The organism is Sphingosinicellaceae bacterium (assembly GCA_019285715.1).
GTDB lineage: Bacteria > Pseudomonadota > Alphaproteobacteria > Sphingomonadales > Sphingomonadaceae > Glacieibacterium.
The window spans coordinates 3424848-3437379 of record CP079108.1; the positions used below are offsets into that span (position 1 = coordinate 3424848).

General features: G+C 68.1%; 12 protein-coding genes. 7 read left to right on the top strand and 5 right to left on the bottom strand.

Features of this window, described 5'->3' with window-relative positions; all coding sequences use genetic code 11:
• Positions 1-50 precede the first annotated feature (50 nt).
• Positions 51-1595 carry a S53 family peptidase gene (locus KX816_15640; GenBank protein QXQ05643.1) on the top strand — a complete coding sequence of 515 codons (1545 nt, stop codon included), beginning with the start codon at positions 51-53 and terminating at the stop codon, positions 1593-1595.
• A gap of 81 nt (positions 1596-1676) precedes the next feature.
• Here the strand turns inward: KX816_15640 and KX816_15645 are convergent, their stop codons facing one another.
• Positions 1677-2741 (bottom strand): PEPxxWA-CTERM sorting domain-containing protein, encoded by a 1065-nt coding sequence (locus KX816_15645; GenBank protein ID QXQ05644.1) that lies wholly within the window; start codon positions 2739-2741, stop codon positions 1677-1679.
• A gap of 200 nt (positions 2742-2941) precedes the next feature.
• On the opposite strand from KX816_15645, the gene KX816_15650 reads away from it, so the two are divergent.
• The 4 genes from KX816_15650 (at position 2942) to KX816_15665 (ending at position 5972) form a co-directional block, all read left to right on the top strand.
• Positions 2942-4321 carry a HAMP domain-containing histidine kinase gene (locus KX816_15650; GenBank protein ID QXQ05645.1) on the top strand — a complete coding sequence of 460 codons (1380 nt, stop codon included), beginning with the start codon at positions 2942-2944 and terminating at the stop codon, positions 4319-4321.
• Complete coding sequence (locus KX816_15655; protein ID QXQ05646.1) at positions 4318-4950, top strand: response regulator transcription factor; 633 nt, start codon at positions 4318-4320, stop codon at positions 4948-4950. Before KX816_15650 ends, KX816_15655 begins: the two co-directional genes overlap by 4 nt.
• Before the next feature lie 66 nt (positions 4951-5016).
• The gene (locus KX816_15660) at positions 5017-5610 is read left to right on the top strand and encodes a hypothetical protein (protein ID QXQ05647.1); all 594 of its coding nucleotides are present in this window, start codon (positions 5017-5019) and stop codon (positions 5608-5610) included.
• Positions 5611-5741: 131 nt separating this feature from the next.
• Positions 5742-5972, top strand: a complete 231-nt coding sequence (locus tag KX816_15665; protein QXQ05648.1) for a hypothetical protein — start codon at positions 5742-5744, stop codon at positions 5970-5972.
• Positions 5973-5993: 21 nt separating this feature from the next.
• Here the strand turns inward: KX816_15665 and KX816_15670 are convergent, their stop codons facing one another.
• The 3 genes from KX816_15670 to KX816_15680 are packed head-to-tail and all read right to left on the bottom strand — an operon-like array spanning position 5994 to position 9234.
• On the bottom strand, positions 5994-7115 hold the full coding sequence (locus KX816_15670; GenBank protein QXQ05649.1) for a class II histone deacetylase: 1122 nt from the start codon (positions 7113-7115) through the stop codon (positions 5994-5996).
• On the bottom strand, positions 7112-8332 hold the full coding sequence (locus KX816_15675; protein ID QXQ05650.1) for a hypothetical protein: 1221 nt from the start codon (positions 8330-8332) through the stop codon (positions 7112-7114). Before KX816_15675 ends, KX816_15670 begins: the two co-directional genes overlap by 4 nt.
• Before the next feature lie 32 nt (positions 8333-8364).
• A complete protein-coding gene (locus tag KX816_15680) occupies positions 8365-9234 on the bottom strand; it encodes a LuxR C-terminal-related transcriptional regulator (protein ID QXQ05651.1) in 870 nt (289 codons plus the stop codon).
• A gap of 158 nt (positions 9235-9392) precedes the next feature.
• Here KX816_15680 and KX816_15685 point away from each other — a divergent pair, with 158 nt between their 5' ends.
• A complete protein-coding gene (locus KX816_15685) occupies positions 9393-9668 on the top strand; it encodes an LLM class flavin-dependent oxidoreductase (protein QXQ05652.1) in 276 nt (91 codons plus the stop codon).
• 30 nt (positions 9669-9698) lie between these two features.
• On the top strand, positions 9699-11246 hold the full coding sequence (locus KX816_15690) for a DDE-type integrase/transposase/recombinase (protein ID QXQ05653.1): 1548 nt from the start codon (positions 9699-9701) through the stop codon (positions 11244-11246).
• Between the two features lie 292 nt (positions 11247-11538).
• Here the strand turns inward: KX816_15690 and KX816_15695 are convergent, their stop codons facing one another.
• Positions 11539-12453: a LysR family transcriptional regulator gene (locus tag KX816_15695; GenBank protein QXQ05654.1), complete on the bottom strand. Its 915-nt coding sequence runs from the start codon at positions 12451-12453 to the stop codon at positions 11539-11541.
• Positions 12454-12532: the final 79 nt, after the last annotated feature.

The window sequence follows — 12532 nt, forward strand, 5'->3', positions numbered from 1 at the left end:
CGCTATAATCTCGAGGTGGGCGAGTCGCCGCGGGAAGCTGGAGAGGTACCATGTCGAGCAAACTGGTCGAACTGCCGGGCAGCCATCATGACGCCCCGGTCGGCAAGCGGCTCGGCGCCGTTGCCCCCGGGCAGACCATCGAGCTCAGCATCTACCTGAGGGACCGCGACGGCGACCCGTTGCTCGACATTGCGCCCGGCGCGTCCGCAGCGGTCGCACCGTCGCGATCGGCAATTGCCGCGACGCGTCACGACGAGCATCGCGCCGACTTCAAGGCGGTGGCCGATTTTGCCGAGGCGCGTGGCCTGAGCATTATTACCGAGGATGCGGCGCGTCGGCTGGTCCGGATTTCCGGGCCGGCGGACAAGGTCCAGGCGGCATTCGGCACGACGCTCAGCGAATACGACGACGGCGGGCGGCAGTTCCGCGGGCGCTCGGGTGCACTCAAGCTGCCCGCCGACGTTGCCGACCGGATCACCGCCGTGCTCGGGCTCGACACCAGCCCGATCGCGACGCCCAAGTTTCGCGTCAACGCCAAGCCCAAGGCGGCGAGCGCCTTCCTGCCGAGCGCCGTCGGGCAGGCTTATGGTTTTGAGGGCGGCCCGACGGTCGGCAAGGGCCAATGCATCGGCATCATCGAGCTCGGCGGCGGCTATCTCGACAGCGACACGGCGGCTGGCTTCGCCGCGATGAAGCTGCCGGTGCCCAAGGTCACGGCGATCGGCGTTTCGGGCGGAGCCAACACGCCGGGCGACCCGAGCGGTGCCGACGGCGAGGTCGCGCTCGATATCCAGGTCGCGGGCGGTGTCGCGCCGGGTGCCACGATCGCGGTCTATTTCGCGCCGAACACCTCGCAGGGCTTCGTCGACGCGATCAGCCAGGCGGTCCACGACCAGGCCAACAAGCCCTCGGTGATCTCGATCAGCTGGGGCTCGGCGGAGGCAAACTGGAGCCAGCAGGCGATCGCGGCGATGAACGCGGCGTTCAAAGATGCGGCGACGCTCGGCGTGACGGTCTGCGCGGCGTCGGGTGACGGGCTCGCAACCGACGGCGAGACCGACGGCAAGGCGCACGTCGATTTTCCGGCATCGGACCCCTATGTGCTCGGCTGCGGCGGCACGTTGCTGCACGCGAGCGGCGGCAAGCGCACGACCGAAACCGTGTGGAACTCGAATGGTGGCGGCACCGGCGGCGGCGTCAGCGGCTCGTTCGTCCGACCGTCCTACCAGGCCAAGGTCAAAATCCCGTCCGGCGGCGGCGCGAGCGGCGGCCGCGGCGTTCCCGACGTGGCGGGCAACGCCGACCCGAACAGCGGCTATCTCGTCGTCGTGGCCGGCAAAACCGAGCAGATCGGCGGAACCAGTGCCGTCGCACCGCTGTGGGCTGGCCTGATCGCGGCGATCAACGCCAGCGCCGCGAGCCCCGTCGGTTTTCCGCATCCGCGCCTGTACGGCGATGCGGCGGCGTTCCATGACATCACGTCGGGCTCGAACAAGGTCGGGACCGTCGGCTACCGCGCAACCAAGGGTTGGGATCCCTGCACTGGTCTCGGTTCACCCGATGCGCCGAAGCTTCGTGCGCTTTTCGGTAGTTGAGCCAGGGCAGGCACGGTGCCGCCGTCCCGGGCGGTGTGGCTGACGGGCAGGTCGGCCACACCGCCCGGCGTCGGACCCCGGCTAGGCCCCGAAGGGGACCGCGTTGCCGAGGTCGTGCCGCAGCGATCCGGTGCCCCGCCGTTGCCGCGCCGCACTGCCGACGATACCGAAGCCGGCGACCAGCAGCGCCCAGCTGGCCGGCTCGGGCACCCCGCCGACCGATGTCGGCGCGGTCAGGAACACGCCCGAGTCCGAGGTGTACGAGACGCCTTCGACATGCCCGATGCTGATGCTGCCGGTGTTCAGGAAATCGAGTCCGACCTGGCTGGCCCTGAGGCCAAGGCTGAAATCGATCGGAATGTCCGCGGTCGCACCGGTGATCGCGTAGATGCCGGTGAAGCGCGTATCGAGCGGATCGTAGCTGGAGAACGACGAGGACACCCAGCCGCCGACCCGCGGCGCGCTGGCATAAGTGAAGACAGGGTAGTTGCCGTAAACCCCGTAATAGCCCGCGCCATAGTCCCCGAACTCGTAAGCAGAGGCACTGCCGAAGTAGAACCCGTAGTTCAGTTCGCCCGACGCGGTGGCGGGGTCGCTGCCGCCGACCAGCGTGCCGTCGAAGGCGAAGCTGACCGGAATGTAGGTGACCGTGCTGGCGGTCGCGCCGGCAATCGTGAAGTGCAGCGTATCGAGAAGGCGCGCCGAGGCGTTGGCGCCGCTGTAGTTGGTGGCCGTGGCGAGCAAGTGAACCTTGCCGGCCTTGAGATCGGCGTCGGCGTAGGCGTAGGCCGCGTCGGGCAGTGCGACGACGCTCGATGAGTCATGGGCGGCGGTCAGGGTACCGGTGGTGTCGGTCGATCCGCTGACCGTGACGACCGCGTTCTGCTGGCTGAGGTAGGCACCGGGATCGCACGGCGAGCCACCACCATCGTTGTTGATGAACTGCGCGCCGGTACTGCCGGCGTTGTACTGCGCCGCGCAGCCGCGAAGATAGCCGCGACCCGTGTTGGCGACCGTCTCGACATGATAGCCGGCATAGGCCGGAGCGGCGCCTGCGATGCAGGCGGCGGTAGCGACCGCTGCCAAAGCGGCGCTCCTCGCGACGCGGTGCGAACGGGCAGTTTTCGTGATCGAAGCATAAGCCATAACGCTCTCCTGTTACTCGTCGCGGGCACCAACCGGGACGGCGGATGCACTTCGACACCTGGCTCCCCCGCCCCCGTGTCGTCGTTAACTCCGTCTTAAAGTCGCATCGGCCTGGTCGATATCGACCGGATGGGGGAGCCGGATGGGGGATGGCCGAAAGGCGATTTGACCTTTGGTCGCCGCCCGGCAAAGCTCCGAGGATGGCACGAACATTGCCGACCAGCCTGCCGGGCAACGCGACCCCGGTCGACCGCGCCTACGCGGTGTCGCACCCGCTGCGCCCGATGCTGACCGCGGGTATCCTGTCGTTCGGGCTGTTCGTGCTGTCAGCGGCGCTCAGTTACGCGACGATCCGCGCCGCACCGCCACCGCTGACCCGGCCGCTGGTCGCCTACACAGCGATCTTCGCCTCGATCTGGGTTGTGGGCATGATCGTCATGGTCGCGCGGCGGGCGGGCCACGCCGAGCGGGTGCGGATCTGGAGCCGCTTCGCGATCGTCATCATCCTGGGCAGTCACCTTGCCTGCTTCGTGCTGATCTGGGGCATCATGCCGTTCGTCCCGACCTCGGCGCAGCTGCTGATGGCGATCCCGCTGATCGGCTGCGTGCCGACCCAATTGATCTGCAGCCCCGAGAACAGCCTCGCCAATCGCTGCGGGGTGATCGGCATCATCGGCTCGCTGGCGGTGTTCTTCGCGACCCGCGGGACCGAGCTCGCGGACTATGCCGCGCTGTATATCTGCGGCTTCGGCATCGTCATGTTCATCCTGGGGGACCGGGTCGCAGCGACGGTCCGCGCCACCGTCGCGGCGCGTCTGGCGAGCGACGATGCGGCACGGGTCCTCGACCGGCTGCTGGGCGAGGTCGCCGCCGAGCGCGATGCCAAGACCAAGTTCATCGCCGCAGCCTCGCACGACCTCGGCCAACCGCTCGCCGCCGCTGCATTGTTCTTCGACCAGAGTCTGCGCTCGACCGATGATCTTGCCCGCGCCAAGGCGGTCGAGGGGGTCCGCCGCGCCTTCGCCTCGGCCGAGCAATTGCTGTCGCACATGCTCGGGCACCTTCGGCTCGAGGCCGACGCGGTCGTGCCGCATCGCTCGCGGGTCGATATCCGGACGCTACTCGCGCGGGTGGCGACGCAGTGCGCGCCGGCGGCCGCGGCGGCGGGCATTGCCATCCGCATCGGCGGCGCGCGCGAGACGCTGCTGCTCGACCCGTCGCTGATCGAGCGGGCGCTCGGCAACCTCGTCAACAATGCCATCCAGCACAGCGGCGGGCGGCGGATCCTGCTCGGTGCCCGGGGGCGCGGCGACACCGTCCGGCTGTGGGTGATCGACGACGGCGTCGGCGTGGGTTCAGTCGACGCGCGGCACATCTTCGACGACTATTACCAGGCGACGCGGGGAGGCGACACCGTCCGCAGTGGCTTCGGCCTCGGCCTGTCGTCGGTCCGGAGGCTGGCTGAGCTGATGGGCGGGTCCGCCGATCTCGAGCGCCGCTGGTCGCACGGCGCGGCCTTCTACCTGGAGTTCGAGGCCGTGGCAGCGCGCCAATCCCACCGCGACGAGCTCGCGGCATGAAGTCGTGCCTGATCGCCGACGATCACGTCCTGATGCGCGAGGCGCTCGCCGGGACCGTCCGCCTCGGCTGGCCGGACGTGGCGATCACCGAGGTCGGCGATTTTGCGGCCGCCTGGGCAGCGGCAGCGCGCCGCCCCGACGTCGCGATCGTCGACCTGATGATGCCCGGGGCGCTACCGGTTGCCGGCATCCGCGGCATTCGCGACGCCGCGCCTGACACCGCGATCCTCGTCGTCACCGGGACCAGCGACGACCAGTTGATGCTCGACCTGCTTGACCTCGGCATCGCCGGTTTCGCGGCCAAGACCTCAAGCGGCGCAGTCATCGAAGCGGCGTTGCGGCTGATCGCTGCCGGGGGCCGCTACCTGCCAGCCCGCCTTGCGGAGATTGCGGCATCCCGGGTCGATGCTGCTCCGCCTGGCGGGAGGCCGGCGGGCAGCCGCCAACTGCTGACCGACCGGCAGCTCGCGGTCCTCCGCCTCGTCGCGCAGGGCCTGTCGAACAAGGAGATCGCCCAGTCGCTGGAGCTCGCGCCGGAGACGGTGAAGACGCACCTCGCGCGCGTCCAGTCGATCCTCGGGGCGAAGAACCGGACCGATGCGGTAACGCGAGGGCGCGATCTGCTCTAACGGGCGTAACGATGCGATCGTTTGTCGTCGTCCACACGGGACGGACTGAAAGCGAGGATCGGCGCGATGACGAACACTCCACCGGACAGCTATCGCCGCCACTTCCTCGGCACCGCGGCGCTCGCCCTTGCCGCCCTGCCCTTCGCGACGCGCGCCGGGACCACCAGCGCCGTACCGGGCACGCACACCAGCCTCGGGCCGTTGAAGCAGGTCGACGCCGGTGTCCTGAGCATCGGCTACGCGGAAGCCGGTCCTGCCGATGGCCCCGTGGTCATCCTGCTGCACGGCTGGCCCTATGACATCATCAGCTACGTCGATGTCGCCCCGTTGCTGGCGGCGCGCGGGTACCGGGTCATCGTTCCCTATTTGCGCGGTTTCGGAACGACGCGGTTCCTGTCGGGCGCAACGCCGAGGACTGCGCAGCAGTACGACGACATGGAGCGGCGGCTCGCGGCAGCGCCGGGTATCACCATACCGACGATCACCCTGGAGGGCGATGCCAACGGCGCCCCCCATCAACCCGAGACCGCCTACGCCGGCAAGTTCAAGGGCCGTTACCTGCACCGGCGGGTGAGCGGCGGCATCGGCCACAACCTGCCCCAGGAAGCACCCGAGGCGTTCGCGCAGGCGGTGGTCGATGTCGACCGAATGGTGGTTTGACACGAGCTGTTCGACGGACCGCCGCGAGAACGCTGGACAGCGGCTCGCGAAACCAGCACCCCGTTCCCACCGTGGGTCGGGCCGCGCGAGTATCTCGGCGAGATCAGCATGATGACCGGGAGGCCCTATCGGTGACAGTCGCCGCGGTCACCTACGGCAGCGTGCTGGAACTCCCGAAGCCAGCCATCGAAGCGCTGCTGGTCGACGACCACGACTTCAGCGATGCGCTCGAACGCTCCGTCCAGCGCGGGCTCACCTTGCTCGACCGCGATGCAGCCGCCCGGACCTGCGATCCGCTCGACGACCATCGCACCATGCTGGCGCACATCCGCCGGTTCCTGCGCTACCCGCTGCGGAAATAGCCGGAAACGCCGCGCGCCTCGTCAGGCGGGTTCCCGGAGTAACCCGACCTGCCGCGCCACAGCCTTGATGCGGTCGATCGCGGCGCGCTGGTCGCCGGTGATCGCCTGGACCGGGTCGGCCGTCAGGATCGGCAGGAACGGGTCCTCGACGCCGCTGTCGAGCCCCGACAGCGCCTCCATCACCGCCATTCCGAAGAACGGCACTGTGGGCGCGCTGTAGCCGCCCTCGTGGAGCAACACGAGGCGGCCGCCGCAGACCCGCTCCGCCAGCGCCTTCACGCGCTCGGTCATCGCGCGGAAACTGCCGCTGTGGAGCGACATGCGGCCGAGCGGGTCCATCGCGCCCGCATCGAAGCCGCAACTGACGAGGATAAGGTCGGGCGCGAAAGCCTCCAGGACGGGAATTGCGACCTCGTCGATCGCGGCCATATAGGCGTCGTGGCCGCAGCCGGCGTGCATCGGCAGGTTGAGGTTGAAGCCGGCCCCGGCCCCCGCGCCGGTATCCTCGACCGGGCCGGAGCCGGGCGGGAAGTTGCCGTCCTGGTGGAGCGAGATCGTCAGCACCGAGGGGTCGTCGTAGAAGATCTTCTGCGCGCCGTTGCCGTGGTGGACATCCCAGTCGAGGATCGCGACCTTGCCGATGCCGAGCGCCGCCTGGGCATGGCGGGCGGCGATGGCCCCGTTGGCGAAGATGCAGAAGCCGCGGCCGAGGTCGGCTTCGGCATGGTGGCCAGGCGGGCGGACGAGGGCGTAAGCGTTGTCGACCTGCCCCGCGACGACCGCCTCGACCGCCGCGATGACGCCGCCGGCCGACAGGGCCGCGATATCGTAGCCGCCGTGGTCGAGCAGCGCGAACTCGCCCGCGTCGCCGCCCTCGGCATCGCTCAGCGCCTGGACCCGGTCGACGTAGGCGACGGTATGGACGCGCAGCAGTTCCTCGCGGGTCGCTAGGCGCGGCTTGATCGTCGTCAGGCTGTCCGCCGAGAAGCCGCTGACGTCGAGCAGGTTCTTGAAGCGGCGCTTGGTCTCCGAGTTCTCGAAATGCTGGCCGGGCTGGATGAAGCCGCGGGCGAGAAAGACCCCGGCGGCGGGCGCGATCTCGTGCCACATGTAGCGTTCGTGCCAGACAAATCCGGTGGTCATGCGGCGGGTTCTTCCTTGGTGTCGTCCCACGGGGACCACATGGCGCGGGCTTCGGCCCAGCCCTCGGCGGGAGTGCCGGGGCCGGGCGGGGTGTAGCGGGCACCGGGCACCGGGTTGGCCGGCGGCGTCCAGGTGCCGCGCTCGACGAGCTTCTGGATGTTGCCGCGGTAGATCTCGTCGACCTCGGCATGATGGGCCGGTTCGCGGTCCATCCACAGGTTCTTGGGGTGGATCGGCTCCGCGTACATCTTGGCGAACAGCTCGGTGCGAAGGTCCTTCAGCCAATTCGAATTGAGGTTCATCGCGCGGTGCTGGCGCAGCGACTCGATGTCGATGATCGCCGCGGTCATCGTGTTCGCACCGCCCGCCGAATAGCTGATGACGTTGCCCCGGAAGTCGACGATATGCCCGTTGCCACCGGCGATATCGACCGGGTGGCGCGAGCTCGGCGACAGGTACACCGGCCCGACGTTCGGGCACAGCATGTAGACGCCGTTGAACTCGGCATGCGCGCGGTTCTGGATCATCCAGGTGCCCCCGCCGGGATAGCCCGCGCCGGTCATCGGCATCGCTTCGGACGGGCGATAGACAACCTCTGCTCCGTTAAAGGCGAGCGCGCGCACGGCCTCCGGATATTCGCCGTCCGAGCAGCAGATCGTGCCGATCATGCCGATGTCGTCGGTCCTGAGCACCGGGTAGAAGGCGTCGAGCCCGTCGCCAAAGCGCTCGACCCAGCGGTCGTAGACATCGTGCGGGGTGCAGGAACGCTCGCGGCACCAGATGTGGTTCTTGGCGGCGCGGTGGATGACGTCGCCCTGCGGCGAGATCACGAACAGCGTGTTGAAGAAGCGGTCGTCCATCACGTCGGGCCAGCGCGCCTTGCACTGGCCGATGATGTAGGTGCCGTACTGGCGAGCGAGTTGCCCGAGGCGCTCGGTCTCCTCGCCGGGCAGGTCTATGAACATCTCGCGCGCTGCGGTGACGTGCGGCACGTCGAAGATCTCGTCGGTGAAACCGGTCAGCGCCCCTTCCGCCAGCGCGACGATCTTCACCGGTGCATTGATCGCGCAGATCGAAACCGCGGCGTGGAAGGCATCCTCGATGGTCTCGAGGTTGTGCCGGATGTGCCGCCGCTCGGCGATGCCGGTGACGATCGTCGACAGGCCGATCGCCATATAGGGCGCGACGTAGGGCGGTGGGGCGGGAGCTGTCGTCATTGAGCCTCGGGTGAAGGGGTGCCGGTCGGCGATCAGGGAGCGGTGCGGGCGTCGAAGCCCAGCAGGCGGGTGACGAGCTCGGTGCGGTTGCCGACATCGAAGCGGCGGAACAGCTCCTGGACATGGTCGCGCACCGTGTAGGGCGAGAGGTCGAGCCGACGGCCGATCTCCTTGTTGGTGGCGCCCTGGCAGACGAGTTGCGCGACCTGCCCGGCGCGCGGCGGCAGGCTGGCGACGAGCAGCGGCGTACCGTCGACCGGCGGACGGCGCGGGGCTGGGGTCGCGGCCCGGGACAGGACGGTGCGGGTCGCGGCGACGCCGTGCGCGACGGGGCGCGTCCGGCGCGACGGCGGTGACCAGTCGCGCATCCCGCCCAGCGCGATCGAGGTCGCGCGGCAGATCGCGCCGAAGCGCTCAACGTCGCGCACCGCATACGGCCCGTCGCGGTCACTGGTGGCGATGTCGACCGTGCCGACGATGGCGCCGTCGACGAGCAGCGGCCCGATCACCGTCTGGTCGAAGCCCCAGCGGCGCAAATAGGCCCGGCTCGGCGAGGTCTTCCAGACGTCGATGCCGTGGAGGGCCGCGCCGGAAGCCGGCTTCCCGACCGCGACGACGTGGCGGAGCAGCGGGTCGTCGGCCCGCATGTTACGGTCGTAGTCCTCGAGGAACCCGTCCGGCACGTTCTCGGCGAAGCGGATTTCGCCGCCCCATCCTTCGCCTGAACCGTCGCCCGCGAACAGGTAGAGCCCGAGCGTGTCGGCCCCCATCCACTGGCGCAACGCCGCGAAGCAGGCACCGGCCAGCCCGGCCAGCGTCGTCGACGCGGCGATGCCGAGGACGCTGTGCAACAGCGCCGCCTCGGTCGCTGCCGCCCCTGCCTGATCGAAATTCCGGTTCATCGTCGTGCACGGCTCCCGCCAGCCAGCTTTCAGCATTCGGCAATTCCCGACGCCACGCAAGGGCCGGCCCCCTACGCCTGTCGGAGTTGTGCGCACGCTGCGCATAGCGTCTTTTTCGTAACCTGAGGCGGCTGCATACGGGCCGACGGGAGTAGGCGATGACATCCAAGGAAAACCTGCGGTTCGGCATCTTCATGCCGCCGATCCACGAGCTTCACGAGAACCCGACCTTGTGCCTCGACCGCGACATGGCGGTCATCGAGCATCTCGACCGGCTCGGCTACGACGAGGCGTGGATCGGCGAGCACCACAGCGCCGGCTCCGAACTGATCTCCAGCCCGAAGATGTTCATGGCGGTGGCGGCGACGAAGACCCGCAACATCGCATTGCCTCGCCTGATTTGCTCCCGCGGCGGGGGTCGTTGCCTCATTTAAAATGCTCTCGAGATTGTTCGGGAGCGAGCTATGAGGACGGTGAGCATGGCAACGCGTACGGAGCTGGTCGCTGCGATCAGCGAACGGTACCGATCGGCTGATCGAGCAAGCAAGGGCCGGGTGCTGGACGAGTTCGTTGCGGTGACGGGATTTCACCGCAAGCATGCGATGCGGCTGATGCGGGCGGGCCCCGCGGTCACGACGGCGAACGTCCGCATCGAGCGTCGGATCTACGACGAGGCGGCCCGGACCGCGCTTATCGTGCTCTGGGAGGCGGCGGATCGGCTGTGCGGCAAGCGATTGCGACCGCTCATTCCGATCCTGCTGGAGGCGATGGAGCGCCATGGCCATCTGGACTTGGCGCCGGCGGTGAGGTCGCAGCTGACGAAGATGAGCGCGGCAACGATCGATCGCGTGCTTCGCGCCGCAAAGGCCGGTAATCGCAAACCGCGGCGACGTGGTGTCGCGGGAACGGCGCTCCGGCAAAGCGTACCGATCAGGACGTTTGACGACTGGGACAATCCGGCACCGGGGTATGTCGAAGCCGATCTCGTATCGCACAGCGGTCCGGTCGCGAAGGGAAGCTTTGCGTGGACGTTCACGTTGACTGACATCGCGACCGGCTGGACTGAGTGCGCGCCGCTACTGGTTCGCGAGCAGACGGTGCTCGTCGCGGTGCTTAGCGAGGTGCGCAGGCTGATGCCGTTCCCGCTGCTGGGGTTCGACACTGACAACGATAGCGTCTTCATCAACGAGACGGTGCGCGATTACTGCGCTGCCTCCGACATCGCGTTCACGCGCTGCCGACCCTATCGCAAGAACGACCAGGCATGGGTGGAGCAAAAGAACGGATCAGTCGTGCGCCGCCTGGCTGGCTATCGTCGCTTCGAGGGGCTGGAGGCGACCGTTGCGCTGGCTGAGCTGTACGCGGCGTCGCGCCTGTTCGTGAACTTCTTCCAGCCCTCGTTCAAGCTGGCCGAGAAGCACCGCGACGGTGCGCGGGTTCGCAAGCGCTATCATGCACCAGCGACGCCCTATCAGCGGTTGCTCGACGATCCGCGGGTATCTGATAAGACCCGGACACGCGTGCGTGCGATCTTTGCCGACCTCGATCCCGTCCGCTTGCTGCGCGATATCAGGGCGGCCCAACAGCGGCTGGTCGCCCTTGCCGACATGGTCAGCCCAGTACCGGTGAGCGAGCAGCCCGCGGCCCCACCATTGGACGCGTTCCTCTCCAGCTTGCAAACGATATGGCAGGGCGGTGAAGCGCGACCGACTGCATCCAATAAACCGGTCATCAAGCGCGGTCGTCGCCGTCCCGATCCGCTGATCGAGGTGAGCGAGCAGTTGAAGCGCTGGTTCGAGGACGAGCCGTGGCGCACCGGCAGGGAGCTGCTGGAAAAACTTCAGGTCGAGCGGCCCGACAACTATCCCGATGGCCTGATCCGTACCGTCCAGCGCCGCCTTAAGGTCTGGCGGTCCGAATACGCTCACGCACTGGTGTTCACTCATTCCGGGCTGGCGGCGGAATCTCCTACGGATACGGCGATGCCGGTGTCGGTGCTAGTCGAAGGTTGATGGGACGCTGCTCCGCTTCGCCTACGGCTCCGCTCCACAGCGTCCCATCAACCGGGAATCGACCTCGCCTGGTGATCGGCGTAGGGGAACACTCTGGTGAGGCAACGGCATCACCGCTCGGGAACATCTTCTCGTGAGGCAACACGCGGGCAATTCGAATTGTCATCCCGGACCACATTGTTATCCCGGGCTTGACCCGGGACCCAGCTTCCTCCGAGGTCCGAGCGTTGGGTTAGCTGGGTCCCGGGTCAAGCCCGGGATGACATGCACGGGTTCGAGCCCTGCCAAGCATCTAACTGCCGCTCGGCCGCTTCGCCCAATTCCGCAGGTCGGCCTCGACCGCGGTGAACAGGCGCAGCGGAGCGCCCTCCAGCTGCCGACCGACGCGTGAGATCAGTCCGAGCGTGGTCTCCTCGATCGTCGCGTCGGCGAGCGGGATCGCGACCAGGGTGCCGTCCTCGAGGTCGGTGCGGACCGACAATGCCGGCAGGATCGAGATCGCGGTTCCCGACCGCGCCACCTCGCGCATGATGTGGATCGAGTTGGTCGTCATCGCCGGCTCAAGGAAGACGTGATGCCGGAATTCGGCCGCCGCGAGGATCTGGCGGATGCGGAAATCCTTGGGCGCGAGGCACAGGTCGTGCTCGAGCAGGTCGCTCAGCATTACCTGCTGCGCCGTCGCGAGCGGGTGCGTCGGCGCCATGATCGCCATCAGCGGCTGCGCGACCGAGGTCCGCAAGCGGATCTTTGGGTCGGGCGGAACCTGCAGCACCAGCCCGAAATGCGCCTCGTCGGCGAGCACGCTCTGGACGATGTCGGCGGATGACTTGACCTCGACGGTCAGGTGGATCTGCGGATTGGCGCGCCGGAAGATGTCGAGCATCCGGGTAAAGGCATTGCCCAGGAAACCCTCGCCGACGCCGAGGATGACATGCCCCGAGCGGACGCCGCGCAGGTCGTGCAGGCGGGCCAGCAGCGCTTCGCGGTCAGCGAGCATGCTGCGGTAGTGCTCGGTGACCAGCGTGCCGGCGTGGGTGAGCTGGATAACGCGCCGCCCACGCTCGATCAGCGGCAAGCCGTATTCGAGCTCCAGTTGAGCGATCTGGCGGCTGATCGAGGACACCGCGATGCCCATCCGGTCACCGGCGGCACGCATCGAGCCGGCACTGGCGGCCTCGTTCAGGTAGCGGAGCGCGGTCACTGTCATCGTCGCACCTCGTTGCGAATGCACAGCATCGCGCATCGTTGCCGTCACTGCAATGATGTACCGAAGGCGTTGTCATTGA